General features: G+C 69.3%; 19 protein-coding genes. 11 read left to right on the forward strand and 8 right to left on the reverse strand.

Going from position 1 to position 16,321, the window contains the following annotated elements; all coding sequences use genetic code 11:
- The first annotated feature begins 106 nt into the window (after positions 1-106).
- From SK803_RS12770 to SK803_RS12800, 7 genes are all read left to right on the forward strand, one after another.
- Positions 107-613 (forward strand): SigE family RNA polymerase sigma factor, encoded by a 507-nt coding sequence (locus SK803_RS12770; protein ID WP_319966159.1) that lies wholly within the window; start codon positions 107-109, stop codon positions 611-613.
- Positions 610-1,539, forward strand: coding sequence for an LCP family protein (locus SK803_RS12775; RefSeq protein WP_319966160.1), 930 nt, complete (start codon positions 610-612; stop codon positions 1,537-1,539). Before SK803_RS12770 ends, SK803_RS12775 begins: the two co-directional genes overlap by 4 nt.
- An 86-nt stretch (positions 1,540-1,625) precedes the next feature.
- Positions 1,626-4,385 (forward strand): helix-turn-helix transcriptional regulator, encoded by a 2,760-nt coding sequence (locus SK803_RS12780; RefSeq protein ID WP_319966161.1) that lies wholly within the window; start codon positions 1,626-1,628, stop codon positions 4,383-4,385.
- 157 nt (positions 4,386-4,542) lie between these two features.
- Complete coding sequence (locus tag SK803_RS12785; protein ID WP_319966162.1) at positions 4,543-5,463, forward strand: hypothetical protein; 921 nt, start codon at positions 4,543-4,545, stop codon at positions 5,461-5,463.
- Positions 5,464-5,543: 80 nt separating this feature from the next.
- The gene (locus SK803_RS12790) at positions 5,544-6,065 is read left to right on the forward strand and encodes a TetR family transcriptional regulator (protein WP_319966163.1); all 522 of its coding nucleotides are present in this window, start codon (positions 5,544-5,546) and stop codon (positions 6,063-6,065) included.
- Between the two features lie 9 nt (positions 6,066-6,074).
- A complete protein-coding gene (locus SK803_RS12795; RefSeq protein WP_319966164.1) occupies positions 6,075-7,154 on the forward strand; it encodes a nucleotide disphospho-sugar-binding domain-containing protein in 1,080 nt (359 codons plus the stop codon).
- A 21-nt stretch (positions 7,155-7,175) separates the two neighbouring features.
- Positions 7,176-8,321, forward strand: coding sequence for a glycosyltransferase (locus SK803_RS12800; RefSeq protein ID WP_406601524.1), 1,146 nt, complete (start codon positions 7,176-7,178; stop codon positions 8,319-8,321).
- Positions 8,322-8,340: 19 nt separating this feature from the next.
- On the opposite strand, the gene SK803_RS12805 is transcribed toward SK803_RS12800, so the two are convergent.
- The 6 genes from SK803_RS12805 to SK803_RS12830 form a co-directional block, all read right to left on the reverse strand.
- Positions 8,341-8,724: an STAS domain-containing protein gene (locus SK803_RS12805; protein ID WP_319966166.1), complete on the reverse strand. Its 384-nt coding sequence runs from the start codon at positions 8,722-8,724 to the stop codon at positions 8,341-8,343.
- A 117-nt stretch (positions 8,725-8,841) separates the two neighbouring features.
- A complete protein-coding gene (locus SK803_RS12810; protein ID WP_319966167.1) occupies positions 8,842-9,210 on the reverse strand; it encodes a response regulator in 369 nt (122 codons plus the stop codon).
- Positions 9,207-10,232, reverse strand: a complete 1,026-nt coding sequence (locus SK803_RS12815) for a PAS domain-containing sensor histidine kinase (protein WP_319966168.1) — start codon at positions 10,230-10,232, stop codon at positions 9,207-9,209. The genes SK803_RS12810 and SK803_RS12815 overlap by 4 nt, the downstream gene beginning before the upstream one ends.
- Positions 10,233-10,248: 16 nt before the next feature.
- Complete coding sequence (locus tag SK803_RS12820) at positions 10,249-10,620, reverse strand: ATP-binding protein (protein ID WP_319966169.1); 372 nt, start codon at positions 10,618-10,620, stop codon at positions 10,249-10,251.
- A gap of 70 nt (positions 10,621-10,690) precedes the next feature.
- A complete protein-coding gene (locus tag SK803_RS12825) occupies positions 10,691-11,311 on the reverse strand; it encodes a response regulator transcription factor (protein WP_319966170.1) in 621 nt (206 codons plus the stop codon).
- A gap of 5 nt (positions 11,312-11,316) precedes the next feature.
- On the reverse strand, positions 11,317-12,351 hold the full coding sequence (locus SK803_RS12830; RefSeq protein ID WP_319966171.1) for an FAD-binding oxidoreductase: 1,035 nt from the start codon (positions 12,349-12,351) through the stop codon (positions 11,317-11,319).
- Positions 12,352-12,421: 70 nt separating this feature from the next.
- On the opposite strand from SK803_RS12830, the gene SK803_RS12835 reads away from it, so the two are divergent.
- A complete protein-coding gene (locus SK803_RS12835; protein ID WP_319966172.1) occupies positions 12,422-13,333 on the forward strand; it encodes a LysR family transcriptional regulator in 912 nt (303 codons plus the stop codon).
- Between the two features lie 219 nt (positions 13,334-13,552).
- Positions 13,553-14,734: an elongation factor Tu gene (gene tuf, locus SK803_RS12840; protein ID WP_319966173.1), complete on the forward strand. Its 1,182-nt coding sequence runs from the start codon at positions 13,553-13,555 to the stop codon at positions 14,732-14,734.
- A 79-nt stretch (positions 14,735-14,813) separates the two neighbouring features.
- Here tuf and SK803_RS12845 read toward each other — a convergent pair whose 3' ends face one another.
- The gene (locus tag SK803_RS12845; RefSeq protein WP_319966174.1) at positions 14,814-14,957 is read right to left on the reverse strand and encodes a hypothetical protein; all 144 of its coding nucleotides are present in this window, start codon (positions 14,955-14,957) and stop codon (positions 14,814-14,816) included.
- Between the two features lie 317 nt (positions 14,958-15,274).
- On the opposite strand from SK803_RS12845, the gene SK803_RS12850 reads away from it, so the two are divergent.
- Both SK803_RS12850 and SK803_RS12855 read left to right on the forward strand, forming a co-directional pair.
- Positions 15,275-15,427, forward strand: coding sequence for a hypothetical protein (locus SK803_RS12850; protein WP_319966175.1), 153 nt, complete (start codon positions 15,275-15,277; stop codon positions 15,425-15,427).
- Positions 15,417-15,641 (forward strand): hypothetical protein, encoded by a 225-nt coding sequence (locus SK803_RS12855; protein ID WP_319966176.1) that lies wholly within the window; start codon positions 15,417-15,419, stop codon positions 15,639-15,641. Before SK803_RS12850 ends, SK803_RS12855 begins: the two co-directional genes overlap by 11 nt.
- On the opposite strand, the gene SK803_RS12860 is transcribed toward SK803_RS12855, so the two are convergent.
- Positions 15,633-16,298 carry a DUF6766 family protein gene (locus SK803_RS12860; protein ID WP_319966177.1) on the reverse strand — a complete coding sequence of 222 codons (666 nt, stop codon included), beginning with the start codon at positions 16,296-16,298 and terminating at the stop codon, positions 15,633-15,635. The genes SK803_RS12855 and SK803_RS12860 overlap by 9 nt on opposite strands.
- Positions 16,299-16,321: the final 23 nt, after the last annotated feature.

Here is a 16,321-nt window from a genome sequence, read left to right on the forward strand (position 1 = left end):
CCAAACCGAGACATCTGTGGCCCAGGCCACAGAACCCGATGCAGCGGATCGAGCGGCGAGAGGGGTTTCCCGATCCGCAAACGACCACAGAGGAGAAGGGGGCGGCGTGGGGTTCGACCAGTTCGTCGCTGATCGGCTGGACCGGCTGCTGAGGTACGCCACCGCGATCACCTGCGACAAGCACTTGGCGCAGGACATCGTGCAGAACGTCCTCATACGCACGCAGCACAAGTGGGATCGCATCGGAGCGATGGATGCTCCGTACCTCTACGTGAAGCGCATGGTGACCAACGACTACCTGTCGTGGCGGCACCGCAGGGCGGCGCGCGAGATCTCCGTGGAACGCGCTGAGCTCGCCAGGCACGTGCCGTCGATGGCTGATCCGGCCGACGCGCACGCCGAACGTGAGGCCATGCGCGCGCGGATCGCCATCCTGCCGCGCAAGCAACGTGCTGCGTTGGTGCTGCGGTTCTACGAGGACTGCAGCGACGCGGAGATCGCACAGGTGCTGGGTTGCGCGGAATCCACCGTGCGCAGCCAACTCTCTCGCGCGCTGCAGACGTTGCGTGCCCACGAACTCGCCCGGTCCGCCACCCTGGGGGTGCACTCATGAACGACCTGATCCGCCAGGCCATCGCCGCTGAGGCCGAGGAGCGCGTGGACTCCCGGACCGTGCTGGCCAACCTGCACAAAGCCAGGAAGCGCAAGCCGCTGGGCATGATCGTCGGCGTCGCCACGCTGACCGTCGCCGCAGCCGCCACCGCCGTCGTCATCCCGACGACGATCAAGAAGACCGACGCCGCGCCCGCCGTGCAACCGCCCGCGGCCACCGGGCAGAACGTGCTGCTCATCGGCACCGACGACGTCGGCAACACGGACGCCATCGTGTTCGCGCGCTTCGAGGCCGACGGGTCCGCCGCGGTCATCTCACTGCCGCGCGACATCTACGTGGGCTCGAGCACCGACCGGATCAACGGCCTCTACCAGTCCGACCCGGCGAAGCTGACCTCCGCCGTCGAGGACCTGACCGGCGCGAAGGTCGACCACTACGCCGCGGTCAAGATGTCCGATTTCGGTGGCATCGCGACGGCCGTGGGCGGCGTGGAGGTGTGCCTGAACAACGCGGTGAAGGACATCCACACGGGCGCCAGGTTCGAGGCGGGCAAGCAGGTGCTCCAGGGCGACCAGGCGGCCTTGTTCCTGCGGCAGCGCAACAACCTGCCGAACGGTGACCTCGACCGGGTCAGGCGGCACCAGGCCTTCCTCGCCTCGCTCGCCTCGAAGATCACCAAGGACAACGCGGCGACGCTCGCCCGCGCGGTCGGCGGGTCGATCAAGGTCGACGCCGGCTTCGACGTGCTGGAGTTCGCCCAGCGCTTCCAGGGTCCGGTGAAGATCCGCACCACGACCCTGCCGGTCGGCGAACCGGTGCAGCGCGGCAGCCTGTCCGGGTTCGCGCCGGACCCCGGTCAGGCGAAGCAGTTCGTCGACGGCTACCTCGACGGCAAGGGCGCGGCGGAAACCGGGTGCGTGGACTGACGATCACTCCAATGGAGCATCAAGTCCCCCGATCGCAGTGTCGATGACCAGCATGTAGCCCGCCGAACGGCCGCTACGATCAATTCGTGCGCGAACCACTTGAACGAGATTCCGAGATAGCGCACATTCGCGAAGCTCTCGACGCAGCCACCCGTGGTGAGGGTCGTGTCGTCGTCATCGAGGGCCGTGCCGGAATCGGCAAGACCAGGCTCGTGCACGAGTGCCGTGAGCTGGCCAAAGAGCGCGGGTTCGGGAGACTTCAAGCTGTCGGCGACGCCCTGGAGAACGCCATGGCGTGGGGCGTCGTCCGGCAGCTGGTCGAGCGGTCGGTGTCGCGGTACTCCGGCGAGATCCGCGAGAAGATCCTGGCCGGACCGTCCGGGGCGGCGCTGAAAGCCCTGGACGACGCCGCGCTCGACCCGAGCGAGGCCGAACTGGCCCGCACGCTGCACTCGCTCTGGTGGGTCGCGGTCGACCTCTCGTCCACCCGCCCGCTGCTGATCACCGTCGACGACGCGCACTGGGCGGACCTGTCGTCGCTGCAGTTCCTCGTCTACCTCTCGCGCCGGATCGCGGACCTGCCGATCGCGCTGGTCGTCGCGACCAGGCCACCGGCGGACAACTTCGGGCCGCTCGCGCAGCTCAGCGTGTCCGCGGACCGGCTGATGCCCCGCCCGCTCACGCGAGAGGCCCTCCGCGCGCTGGTGGGCGGACACCCCGACGTCGTCGAGGCCCTGCACGCGGCGAGCGGCGGCAACCCGTTCCTGACCGGGGTGCTGGTCGACGAACTGCAAGCGCTCGGGCTGCCGCTGGACGATGCCGGGACGGCCGCGAAGATCAGCGGGCTCGGGCCCAGCACCGTCTTCCGCGCCACGCTCGGCAGGCTGCCCGCGGAGGCCGTCGCGCTCGCGGGTGCGGTCGCCGTGCTGGGCACTCAAGCGGATCCCTGGCAGGCGGCGGCGCTGGCCGACGTGAAAGATCTGCCGGCCGCGGTCGAAGCGTTGGTGGCGGCGAACGTGCTCGTCACCGGCGACCATCTCGAGTACGTGCATCCCGTTGTGCGTGAAGCGGTGTTGACCGGTCTCGGACCGATCGCGCGCGCCTCGCTGCACGCGCGCGCCGCGACCACGTTGTGGGAGACGCACGCGCCGGCCGACCGGGTGGCCGCGCATCTCGTGCACGCTCCCAAAGGGACACTGCCGAACGCGGCCGACGTGTTGCGCAAGGCCGCGGCCGCGTTGCTGGCCGCAGGAGACCCACGCACCGCCGCGGCTCATCTGGCGCGTGCGGTGGACGAACGGCCGAACGACGCCGCGCTGAGGGCCGAGCTGGGCCGGGCGTTGCTGCGGACCGGCGACGCGACGAACGCGCACCGGCACCTGAAGGCCGCGGCAGCCGGGTTGCCGGACGCGGAACTCGTCGCGGCGGCGGCTTCGGCCACGGCGGCGATCGAGGGACCGGCGGCGGCAATAGAGGAACTGACCGAGGCCATCGCGGCCAGGCCGGGCGGCGAGTCGCGGTTGCACCTGGAGGCACGGCTGGCGGTGTTCCGGTCGTTCCTGCCGGATCAACGGCAGGTCGCCTCTGCGCACCTCAGCGACTACGCCGGGCTGGCGGGCAGCACCCCGGACGAACGCACGTTGCTCGGGCTCCTCGCGCAGATGGGGCGCTACGAGGTGTGGCCGCACGACGAGGTGGCGGCGACCGCGACGCGTGCGCTGGCGAACGGCGCGTACCTCGACGACGCGACGGGCAGCACGGACGCGATGGTCGCGTGGCTGGTGGCATTGCTCGCGCTGATGGCCGCGGACGGCGTGGACACCGCACGGCGCGAGATCGAACGCGCGCGCCTCAAAGTGCGCGCTCACGGCTCGCCGGTCGAGTTCGCGATGGTGGCGAACGCGTCGCTGTTCCTGAACTGGCGCTGCGGCAACATGCAGGCGGTCGAGGCGGAGGCCGAGGGCGCGCTGGCGGCCGTCGCGCACGAGGACCCGGTGTCCGAGGTGATCAGCCTGCGGGCGACCTCGACGCACTTCGCGGTGTACGCCGCACTCGAACGAGGCGACGTCGCGGCGGCGGAGGCGTTCATCAAGGCGTTCGACAGCAGGCACGCGGACGCCCGGCCGACCATGCCGACGATCTGGCTGCACGAGGTGCGCGCGTTGATCGCGCTCGCCCAGGGCGACCCGCGGCGGGCGATGTCCGAGGCCTACCGCCAGCGCGACGCGATGCACCAGGTGCACGTGGACCCGCCGACCATCCCGTGGCGCGCACCGGCGACCGGGGCGTCGTTGCAGCTCGGCGAACACGAACTCGCGCTGGAACTCGCCACCGAACAGCTCGACGTCGCGCACAAGTGGGGCGCGGCGACCGAGGTCGGCGCGGCGCTGCGGCTGCTCTCGCACGCCTCTCCCGACTCACGGCTGGCGCTGCTGACCGAGTCCGTCTCGGTGCTGGAGGACTCGCCCGCACGCCTGGAGCTCGCCCGATCCCTGGTCGACCTGGGCGAGGCGCTGCGGGTGGCGCGGAAGCGGACCGACGGGCGGGAGCCGCTGCACCGGGCCATCGACCTCGCCGGCGAGTGCGGCTCGGTGGTGCTGCGGACGCGGGCGGTCGAGGCTCTCGAAGCACTCGGCGACCGGCCGCGGCGGCAGATCGTGCTGGGTGCCGAAGCGTTGACGGCGTCCGAGCGGAGGGTGGCGGACCTGGCCGCGGCGGGCCGGGCGAACCGGGAGATCGCGCAGGAGCTGTTCGTGACGCCCAAGACGGTTGAGAACCACCTCGGCCGGATCTACACGAAGCTCGGAATCGCAGGCCGCAGAGACCTCGCACGTGTCCTCGTCTGACACGGCCTGCCTGATACGGAGCGACGTGGGGGTCGCCCTGATACACCCATCTTTTGAGCCTTGAGGTTGAGGGATCGTCCCTCATGCCCTTGGGGGTTCGCCTCGGCGAATCTTGTGTCACCGCAGGGGAACACAAGATCTCGAAGGGGAAACCGAAATGATCCGCAACGCTCTCATCGCCGCCGCCGCCCTCACCGCCGTCGTCGCTCCGGCCACCGCCGTCGCCGACCCGATCATCGGCACGCCGCCCCCGTGCGTCGGTGCCGCAGACCTCGTGGGCCCGACGTTCAACGTCAAGAAGTGCGGCATCAGCGATGTGGACCAGTTCCGCGCCGGTCTCGAGAACAACGGCAACGCCTACTGCGGCCCCGCGTCGCTGTACAACGTCCTGCATTACTGGGGTCACGAGAAGGACGCCCCGGTCGGCTGGCTGACCACCAAGGTCGGCAACCTGAACCCGAAGGACCCGGCCGACTACAGCGTCATCACGAACTCGATCGGCCGGATCGGCGTCGACGCGAAGTACAACGGCGGCACCAACCTCACCAACCTGCGCAACGCGTGGAACATCGCCACCAAGCCGGCCCGCGACGCCGGCTGGACCACGACCGCCGGCGTGATCAGCACCAATGACGCCGCGGACTTCGCGGGTGACGTCGCCCGCAAGCTCAACGAGGGGCCGATCCAGCTGGTGTACGGCCGCTACAAGGCGGGCCCCACGGCCGGTTCCCTGCAGCGCAGCGGCGGCCACATCGTCACGGTCGTGTCCGCGACGGGCAACTTCAACGGCACCTCGATCCAGCTCAAGCTGGCCGATCCGGGCCGCGCGCTGGACAGCGGTGAGGGCAACTACCTCTACACCCAGTCCGCGTACGAGTCGCTCGACGTGACGCTGAACAAGAAGGTCTTCAAGGAGTACGTCCCGGTCAAGGACGACGAGGACACCCGCGAGGACGAGTCGATGCAGCCGGGCACCTACCGCTACGTGACGCGCTGGGAGCTCACCGGCCCGCGCTACGTCAGCGACACCACCCGTCAGATGGTCGAGGGCTTCAACTGGTTCGACATGGCCAAGTGATTCCCGGTCTTCGGTGAATCCTGGTTCTTCAGGGGCCGCACCCTTCAGGGGTGTGGCCCCTTCGCCATAGCCTGGTTTCCATGGTCGGCCGCGATCGGGAACGAACCCGCCGCCGGTTGCTGGACGCCGCGTCCGTCGAGTTCGCGGCCTACGGGATCGCCGGCGCACGGATGGAGCGGATCGCCCGCATCGCCGGGTGTTCCGCGGGCCTCGCCTACTCCTACTACGGCGGCAAGGCCGAGCTGTTCGACGCCGTGCAGTCCGAGGTGGTGGGCGCGGCGGCGGTGGAGTTCGACGCGCGGGACCTCCCCGGCTACGCGGCCCGGTTGTACGACCTCCAGCACCAGCACCCCGAGTTGGCCAGGCTCGCGACCTGGCAACGGCTGGAGCGGCGCGGCACCATCAGCCACGCGGCCGACGTCGAGGCGATCCGTTCGGCTCAGGAGCTGGGGCTGGTGTCGTCCCGCTTCTCCGCCGAGCAGGTGCTGCAACTGGTGCTGGCGATCGCGTCGATGTGGTCGCAGGCGCCGGCCCGCGGAACGGATCACGTCCTCAGGCGGCAGACCGTCGAGGACGCCGTGCGGCGGCTCGTGGAGCCGTAGCCTGGTGGTATGCGTGTTCTCGTGGTTGCCGCTCCGCTGCTGGGGCATGTCTTTCCGTTGATGCCGCTGGCGCTGGCACTGCGTGATGCGGGACATGACGTCGTGGTCGCGACCGGTGGCGAGGCGCTGCGGGTCCGCGACTCCGGACTGCACGTCGAGGACGTCGTCCCGGCGAACGTCCGCTTCGGGCCGATCGCGCTGCGCATCATGGTCACGCATCCGCTGGTGGCCAGGAGGGAGCTGCGCGGCAGCGGCAAGCTGGACTTCGTGTCCCGGATGTTCGGCACGGTCGGCGACGCGATGACGGAACCGTTGCGAGCGCTCGCGAAGCGGTGGAAGCCGGACGTCGTGGTGCACGAACCGCTGGCCGCCGCCGGGTCCGCGCTCGGCGTGCCGTCGATCATCCAGGACGTGTCGCTGTTCGACGGACTGGAGCTGACGGCCGCGGTCGGTGCCCGCATGAAGGCCGATCTGCGTTCTCCCGCGACGATCCTGCGCACGGCACCGCCGTCGCTCACGGAGTTCTGGGGCGGGAGGAAGATGCGGTTCGTCGCGTACAGCGGTGATGGTGAGGTGCCGCAGTGGCTCGCCGAACCGTCGGGCAAGCCGCGCATCCTGGTCAGCCGCAGCACGGCGCCCGGTCCGGGCTCCGGCCGGATGATGGCTGCGGTGATCAAGGCGGCCGCACAGGTCGACGCCGAGTTCGTCCTGGTCCGGCCGGACCGCGCGGAAGGCCTGCCGGACAACGTCAGGACCGTCGGGTGGGTGCCGATCCCACGCGTGCTGCCGTTCTGCGACGGGATCGTGCACCACGGCGGCGCTGGCACGTTGCTCGGAGCACTGGCGGCCGGCGTGCCGCAGCTGGTCGAGCCGGGGCCGGGTGACCGGACCGTGCACGCGACCGCCATCACCGGGCGCGGGGCCGGGCTCAGGGCGGCGCCCCAGGAGGTCACGCCGGAGCTGCTCACCGGGCTGATCGAGGACTCGAAGCTGCAGCGGGCGGCGGGCGAGGTGCGGGACGAGATCGCCGGGATGCCCTCTCCCGCGGAGGTGGCGGCAATTTGGGAAGATCTCATCCCGCCGAAATAATCTGCACCTATTGTGGATCGGGTGCGCATTCTCTTCTCGAGCTTAGGCTCGCACGGACATACATACCCGTTGCTCCCGCTCGCGATCGCCGCCCGCGAGCAGGGTCATGACGTTCTTTACGCCGTCGACCCGGGGTTTCACCCAACCGTGGAGAAGTTGGGCTTCACCGTCGTCGACGCGGGCCTGAGCATCTGGGACGCGTTCCGCCAGGCCAACAAATTGCACGGCACGCCGGAGTTCCGGCGGGACATGTTGCGGCAGACCGCCGTCGACGCGTTCGGATCAGTGCTGCCCAGGGCCTACCTGACCGATCTCGAGCCGGTGCTGGAGCGCGACAAGCCCGACCTGGTCGTCTTCGAGATCGTCAACCCCGGTGCCGGGCTCGCGGCCATGCGCGCGGGGATCCCGGCCGTGTGCCACGGGTTCGGCAAGATGGACGAGACCCTGGTCCCCGAGGCCATGAGCGACCGGTTGCTGGAGTACGTCGCCGAACTCGGCATCCAACTTCCGGATGGGCAGCATTACGGACTCGGATCGCCGTATGTCGACGCCTTCCCGTCGTCTCTACAGGATTCGTCGTATCTTTCCGACGTCGAACGCATTCTGATGCGACCGATCCCCTTCACCGAACCCGGTGAATTGCCCGAATGGGTGATCGAGCACGAGAAGCCGCTCGTGTATCTGACGTTCGGCACCGCGTTCGCGAGTCCGGACTTGCTGAAGACCGCTGCCGCCGGGTTGTCCGGAATCGACGCCGAGGTGCTGGTCTCGTCCGGGCCGCTGGTCGCCCCGTCCGCGCTGACCGACGTGCCGGGCAACGTGCACGTCCTGCCGTGGGTGCCTCAGGCCGATCTGCTCGCGCACGCGGATCTCGTCGCGCACCACGGCGGCTCCGGCACCACGATCGCCGCGATGAGCCACGGCGTGCCCCAGCTCGTGCTGCCGCAGGGGGCCGACCAGTTCCGCAACGCGGAGCTCGTCGCGAGCACGGGCCTGGGCAGGCAGCTCGTCGGTGAGGAGTTCACCGCCGACGCGGTGCACGAGGCCGCGCGGAAGCTGCTGCGGGACAACGACGTCCACGCCGCGAACGCGAGCATCGCGGCGGAGATCGCCGCGATGCCGCATCCGGACGAGGTCGTGCCGAAGCTCGTGGAACTGGCCGGCTGACGAGAAGCGGGACCGGTGCCTACTCGCTGGGCACCGGTTTCAGCGCTGACAACGCCTCGTCGACCGAGTCGTACAGCGCGAGCACGTCAGCCACTCCCGTGACCTGCAACGGCCTCTTGACCGCCCGATGCGGTGCCACGACGTGGAACTTCGTGCTGTGTTCTTCAGCGAGCTCGTGGGCTGTGATCAGCGAGGAGATTCCGGTCGAGCCGAAGAAGCTGACCTTGGTGAGATCCGCCACGACGGCGGGGCGATCGGACTCGAAACCGAGCTTCAGGGCGTCCAGCACGATGTCAGCCGTGTCGACGTCGATCTCACCTTCCACCACGACGACCACTACCCCGGCGACCTCGTGGGCACGCACTGTGAGCAGCGGCGATTCTCTGAACTGATCTTCGTTCACCAGCACTCCCCGGTGGCCGAAGCACATAGGTGCCTGTCCGAGCACGCTGCTGAACCCGGCTGATGCTTCGACGTTACGGCTGTTGGTTCCACACCACAACCTGTCTCAGGTTGCGACTCATTGCACACCCAATCGCCGAACCGCGGCCACCAGTTCGGCGTTCCGCACGCCTTTCTCCAGGTAGTCGATCACGCCCGCACGGCGCATCTCGTCGACGGCGCCGGGGTCGGCGTAGGCGGAGAAGGCCAGGATCCGTGTGCCGGGTGCGCGCTGGAGGATCTCCACGGCCGCGCGCGAACCGCCTCCGAACGGCATCCGCACGTCGAGCACGACCACCATCGGCGCATGGCGTTCGGCCAGTTCGACGGCCTCGCGCGCGTCCGCGGCGACCGCGACGACCTCCATGTCCGGCTCCTCGTCGAGCACGTCCCGCAACACGTCCCTGATCAGGGGATCGTCGTCGACGATCAGGATCCGGACGATCACGGCCGCACGTCCGGGAGCCAGAACTCGACGACGGTGCCCCCACCCTCCCGCGCGGTCACGGTGCACCAGCCACCGGAGGCCTCCGCGCGTTCCCTCATCTCGATCAGGCCGAAGTGGCCCGCGTTCGGGTCCAGGTCGGGCAAGCCGACGCCGTCGTCGGTGACCCGGACCAGGAACCCGCGGTCCACTGTGGACAGAGTGATGGCCGCGGACGACGCCCGCGCGTGCTTGCGGACGTTCGTCAGCGCCTCCTGGCAGATGCGGAAGATCGTGATGGCCGCGTCGTCGGCGGGCTCGCGTTCGAGCGAGTAGTGGATCTCCCCCACCATGGCGGTGTCCGCGAGGTACACGGCCAGCGAGTTCCGCAGGCCCTGCCGCTCGATGCCGGGCGGGCGGACGCGGAACACCAGGTTGCGCAGCCTGCTGATGGTGGCGCGGACCGCACTGTCGAGCTGGTCGACGGCCTGGCGGTACTCGTCGGGCAGCTTGCCCGCGAGCAGCTGCAGCCTCATGTCGACGGCGACCATGGCCTGGATCGTGTCGTCGTGGACGTCCCACGCGATGCGCTGCCGTTCCCGCTCCTGCGCTTCGACGAGGTGCGCGAGCAGCCGGCGCCGGTCGGTGAGCTGCTGCTCGGCGCGCCGCCGTTCGGTCATGTCCCTGGTGACCTTGCCGAACCCGCGCAGCTCGCCGTCGTCGCCGTAGAGCGCGGTGATGATCACGTTCGCCCAGAACCGGGTGCCGTCCTTGCGCACCCGCCAGCCCTCGTCCTCCAGCGCGCCCTCGGCCCTCGCGACCCGCAGCTCCCAGTCGGGCTTGCCGGACTGGACGTCCTCCGGCGGGTAGAACGTGGAGAAGTGCCGCCCGATGATCTCCTCGGCGGTGTAACCGTTGATCCGCTCCGCACCGGCGTTCCAGCTCACGATGTGCCCGCCGGGGTCGAGCATGAAGATCCCGTAGTCCCGCACGCCGAGCACGAGCAGGCGGAAGAGATCGCTGTCCCGCCACGCGTCCGGCTGCACGGCCTCATCATGGCGCTCAGGCCGTCAGCTCACACCAGACGACCTTCTGACCAGCACGTTCGACAACGCCCCAGCTCTCGCCGAGCAGGGCCACGAGCTGAAGTCCCCAGCGACCGGCACGCAGCACCGGATGTGCGTCGTCGTCATCGACGACCTCGACCAGCAGCTGGTCCTGACCACCGACGATGCGCACGATCGGGCGGCCGCTCCCGTGCCGGACGGCGTTGGTGGTCAGCTCGTTGACGACCAGCACGACGTCCTCGTGGTTGCCGCGAAAGCCGCAGTTGGCCATGGCGCGGCGGGCGAAGTCGCGGGCGAGAGCCACCCCACCACGCCGGTCCTCACCCGGAAGGGAGAACACGGCTTCGGTGAGCGAACTGGTGGCCACGAAATCACAGTGCACCAACGGCGGTCACCAGGGCAGACGCAGGCGACTCAGTGCGACTGGTGCAGTTGCATCAGTCGAGCAGGCCCTCGCGGCGGGCGATGGACACCGCCTCCAGCTTGGACCGGGCGCCGAGCTTGTCCAGCACGCGCTGAACGTGGTTGCGGGCGGTGTTGCGGGCGACGCCCAGCCTGCTGGAGATCTGGTCGGTGCCCGCGCCGTCCGCGAGCAGCAACAACGTCTCCTGCTCGCGTGCGGTGAGAGAGGCTCCTGCGGGTTTGATCCGGCCAGTCAGCCGGTCCAGCACGCCCGCGAGCAGCCTCTGGTCGAACACCACCTCGCCGGCCGCGACCTTGCGCACGGCCTCGACCAGCTCATCGAGCCGCGCGGACTTGAGGATCAGCCCGGCACCACCGGACTCGGCCACACGGGCGGCTATCGACGCGGTCGCCTCACCGGTCAGCACCAGCACCTTGGCGCCGCCGCTGACGAGCTCCGGGATCAGCGCGGTGCCGTCGCCGTCGGGCAGCCTGCGGTCGAGGAGGACGACGTCGGGCCGGCCGCGGCGGGTGTCGGCGAGCGCGGCCGCGACGGTGGACGCGCGGGCGATCACCTCGATCCCGGCCCGTTCCAGCGCCAGTCCGATCGCCTCCGCGACCATGTCGTGGTCCTCGACGAGAACCACTGTGGTCATGCGGATCAGCCTACGGCGTACCTGAAATTCCGCGACCGTCCTACGACGAACGGCCGTACCTCGTCGAAGACCTCTTCGTGCAGCTTCTCGACGCCCAGTCGAGGTGAGATCAGCTTGACGAGGTGGGTGGCCTCGCCCTTGAGCGCGCCGCCGAGTGGCATGAGGCCGACGAAGACGGGTGTGGTGGCGTTGGCCGCTTTGTGGCGGAGGCGGTGCAGGGCGTCCAGCGGCAGGTCGTTCAGCAGCACGTTGTCGCCCTGGTAGGTGTGCGGCGGGAGTGGTTTGCCGGCGGCTTCGGCGAACGGTTTCCAGCCGAACTCGTCGATCAGCGTCGGGGCGACGCGCAGGTGGTCGACGCCGAACGGTTTGGTGCTCGCGCAGGTCAGCCTGACCACGTCGCGGCCTCGCAGCGGTTCGGGGAAGGCCGGGATGTCCGGGAAGGCGATCGTGCTGAGCGACGGCGTGACGTGGTCCGGCCACGGCTGGTGGAACGCCTCGAACACCGCTTCCGCGTGCTTGGCGTCGAAGTACATCTCGCCCGCGTGCACCTGGCTGATGGGAAGGAGTTCGAACTCCAGCGCGGTGACGACGTCGCCGACCTTCTCCGTCTTGCGGACGCGGTCGCTCGCGAAGCCGAACTCGCGGCCCAGCACGCTGTACCCGCCGCCGAGCGTGTAACCGACGACCCCGACGTCGCTCGCGTCGCCGCTGAGCGGGGCCAGGCCGTGCGGCGCGGCCTGCTCGATCACCTGCTGCCAGACCGCACCCGCTCCCGCCCTCGCGGTTCGCGTCGCGGGGTCGACCTCGACCTTGTTCATGCGCCTCGTCGAAATGAGGACGCCCGTGGTGGTCGTGGTCAGGCCGTGGCCGGTCGTCTGGATCGCGTGGTCGAGGTTGTTCGTCTCGGCGTGACGCACGGCTTCTTCGACGTCCTGGGCGTTCTCCACCGCGAAGATCACCCGGGGTTCGTGGCGGAGTCCGGTCTGGAAGCCGCCGCGTTCGTCGTCGTAGCCGGTGTCGCCGGGGTAGAAGATCTGCATGTCTCCAGCGTGGTTGAGCTGCTGCTATATGTCCAAGATCTAGTTGTGCTCACTCCTATAATCGTTGGTTATGGAGCTTCGGCAGCTGGAGTACTTCGTCGCCATCGTCGAAGAGGGCTCGTTCACGCGGGCGGCGGAACGCGTGCACGTCGCGCAGCCCGGTGTCAGCGCGCAGATCCGGCGGCTGGAGCGAGAGCTCGGGCACGACCTGCTGGACCGGTCGGGGCGCACGGTCACGTTGACCGACGTAGGGGCGGCGGTGCTGCCGTTGGCGCGGGCGGCGTTGCGGTCGGTGGAGTCGGCCCGGCTCGTCGTCGAGGAGATGGCCGGGCTGGTGCGCGGTGTCGTGCGCGTCGGGATGGTCGTCTCGTGCGGGATCATGGACCTGCCGGAGCTGCTGTCGTCGTTCCACTCGTCGTTTCCGGACGTGGAGATCACGTTGGTGGAGGCGAACTCCGACTCGTTGATCGCGTCCCTTTTGGACGGTCAACTGGACCTCGCCCTGGTCGGCTACGCCGGGCCGGTGCCGGACGGGTTGTCGGTCCGGGTGCTGGCCGATGAACCGCTCGTGGCCGCGGTCGCGGCTTCGGATCCTTGGTACGGCAGGGAGTCCGTGTCGTTGGACGAGCTGCTGGAGCGCGGGTTGATCAGCCTGCCGCCGGGGACGGGGTTGCGCGGGGCGTTGGACGCGGCATGTGGTTCGCGCCGGCCGCGGATCGCGTTCGAGGCGTCGGCGCCGCCGATGGTGATCACGCTGGCGCAGCGCGGGCTCGGGCCGGCGATCCTGGCGTTGTCGATGGCTTCGGACCTGCACGCGGTGCGGATCACCGACCCGTCGCCGTGCAGCCGGCTCGGTTTCGCGTGGCGTTCGGAGGGCCCGCACAGCCCGGCCGCACGAGCGCTGATCCGGCTGTGTTCGACGGCCGCTCCTCCGGAGACGGCGGCGAGTTCGCCGGACGCGAACTCGCGGAAAACCAGGTGACAGCGAATCCCCAGGTCTGTCACGATCACCGCATGTTCCTGACGGCTGAGCACAACACGTTCGCAGGTGTTCCTGCGGGCGCGCTCGCCGTCGCCTCGGCACAGCTGGCCGGCGCCCGACTCTGACCCTTCTCCAGTCCCTCCTTCAGGACCGCTGGGGGAGGGTTGTCGCGGGTCATCGGTTCTGAACCTCCAGCTGTCATCTCGAGGACAAAGGGCAATGAAGCAAGAGTTCGTGCGCGCCAAGCCGCACCTCAACATCGGCACCATGGGACACGTCGACCACGGCAAGACCACGCTGACGGCGGCGATCACCAAGGTGCTGTCCGAAAAGGACCCGTCGGGCACCACCTTCACGGCGTTCGACCGCATCGACCGCGCCCCGGAGGAGCTCGCCCGCGGCATCACGATCAACATCGCGCACGTCGAGTACGAGACGCCCACGCGGCACTACGCGCACGTCGACATGCCCGGCCACGCCGACTACGTGAAGAACATGATCACGGGTGCGGCGCAGCTGGACGGCGCGATCCTCGTGGTGTCCGCCGAGGACGGCACGATGCCGCAGACGCGCGAACACGTGGTGCTGGCGCACCGCGTGGGCGTGCCGTACGTGGTGGTGGCGCTGAACAAGGCCGACGCGGTGGACGACCCGGAGCTGCTCGACCTGGTGGAGCTGGAGATCCGCGACCTGCTCTCCCAGTACGGCTTCGACGGCGACGCCACCCCGGTGGTGCGGGTGTCCGGCCTGCGCGCGCTGCAGGGCGACCCGGAGTGGACCGCCTCGGTGGTCGCGCTGCTGGACGCCGTGGACGAGCACGTTCCGGTGCCTTCGCGTGACCTGGACGGCCCGTTCCTGATGCCGATCGAGAACGTCCTGACCATCACCGGCCGCGGCACCGTCGTGACCGGCGCGGTGGAACGCGGCGTGCTCGGCCTCGGCGACACGGTCGAGGTGATCGGCCTCGGTGCCGCGGTCGCCTCGGTGGCCACCGGCATCGAGACGTTCGGCAAGCCGATGCGGCAGGCCCAGGCGGGAGACAACGCCGCGGTGCTGCTGCGCGGCGTCAAGCGCGGCGAGGTCAGGCGCGGCCAGGTCCTGGCCCTGCCCGGCAGCGTCGCGCCGCACACCCGGTTCCGTGCCTCGGTGTACCTGCTGTCCCACGCGGAGGGCGGCCGGCACACCGGTATCGCCACGAACTACCGGCCGCAGTTCCACTTCCGCACCGGCGACGTCGTCGGAGTGGTCGAGCTCGACAGGACGCTGGCGCTGCCAGGTGACACCGTCGAGGTCACGGTGGAGCTGGGCAAGGCGGTGGCGATGGACACGGGGCTCGGGTTCGCGATTCGCGAGGGCGGCAAGACCGTGGGTGCCGGCACGGTCGGCGAGATCCTCGCCTAGAGGCGGCGGTTGACGGCCCGAGAAGGTGGTCGCGCTGCCTTGAGGAGCGCGGCGGGACACCATGTCCCGCCGCGCTTTCTCACTCCAGCAGGCCGCGGAGGTAAGCCTGGTCCGGGCTTGGAATCGAGCGCGCCAGGTACAGCTCATCAAGCGGCCGAACGAGTGCACGCAACTCACGGACCGCCTTGGCAGGCAACATGCTGAGAGCCGTCTTCAGATCCATCCGGCAGTCCACCGGATCGCTCAGCGGACAACAGGGGGTAAGGATCCACGCCGTAGTCGGCGATGGCGCGAGCCGGTCCATGGACGAACCGCGACCAGCCGTCGAGAGCCCTGGCGACGGCACCGGGGACGAGACGGGTTTGTTCGAGTCTGGCGATGGCGCGCAACGTGGGTGCGGAGACCCGGGAGACCTGCGGGATCGGTCGTTCGTGCCGCCGACGGGCACGAACCGGAGCGGGGCGCCTACGCGGCATGGCCCTTTCGGTTGGTCATGCCGCTCATCCTGCCAGCCGGTACGCGCGAGCGCAGACTCCTTTGATGAACCCGGTCCTGGAGCTGTTCCGTCGCGCCGCCCACACCGACGACGCCGAGGCGATGCGCGAGGGCGTCGAGCTGATGTTCGGCGACATGGAGATGCCGCAGTCAGGGGAACGCATCCGCGGCCGCGACAGGATGCGCGATGCAGGGTGACTTCCCCAAACCGCCCACGATCACGTTGAGACGGGTGGCCGGGCGCGGGAGGTTCTGGACGGTCGAGGACGTCAACGACTACGGCGACGAGGTCTGGCACGTCATCGTCGTGCGGGAACTGGACGACGAGGGCCGGATTCTGCGCGACACCAGGTACTACGGCCAGAAGTTCGATCCGCCCGAGTGGCGCCGCGAGTGGGTCGAACTAACCTGACCTGTCGCTGACCGAGTGCGAGGCGCCGACCGGCTTGGACTCGGGCGAACCGCGCTGGCGCAGGTAGACGCTGAGGATCGCCATCGAGGCGATGGCGAGGAACTCCGACTGCCAGTTCTGCAGCGACCGGTTCCAGAAGTCGGCGCTCAGGAAGTACTCGCCCAGGCCCATCTTCTCGGCCAGCGGGTCGGAGTTGTTGGCGTACCAGCCCGCGACCCACTGCATCGACCACGAGAACAGGAACAGCGCCAGCATCACGAGACCGAGCGACGTCGAGTAGAACGTCGTCCGCCAGCCGCCCACACGCGCCCACTTCGGCGAGTCCTCGTTCGTGTGCGCACCGAGTTGCTGGTTCTCATCGGTGTCCAGGCCGGCCTTGTCCGCCGGTTTCGACTCCGGCGAACCGCGCTGGATCAACCAGACGGTAGCGGTGACGTACAGGAAGAACTGCAGGTACTCCGACTGCCAGTTCTCCACCACGTCGACCAGGAAGTCGGCGGAGAACAGGTACGACCCGAGGGTCACCAACGGCTGACCCAGCGCAGCCTGACGCTCGTTGTAATCCGCGTGGCCGGCGAAGAACTGGCCGACCAGCGCGGCGAGGAAAAGCCCTCCGAAAACGAGCGTCAGGCTGTGCTCGCGCAGGAATCTCCTCATAGGACCGGGTGCCCTGCGCAACT

Origin of the sequence: Lentzea miocenica (assembly GCF_033949945.1) — a bacterium.
Classification (GTDB): domain Bacteria; phylum Actinomycetota; class Actinomycetes; order Mycobacteriales; family Pseudonocardiaceae; genus Lentzea; species Lentzea miocenica.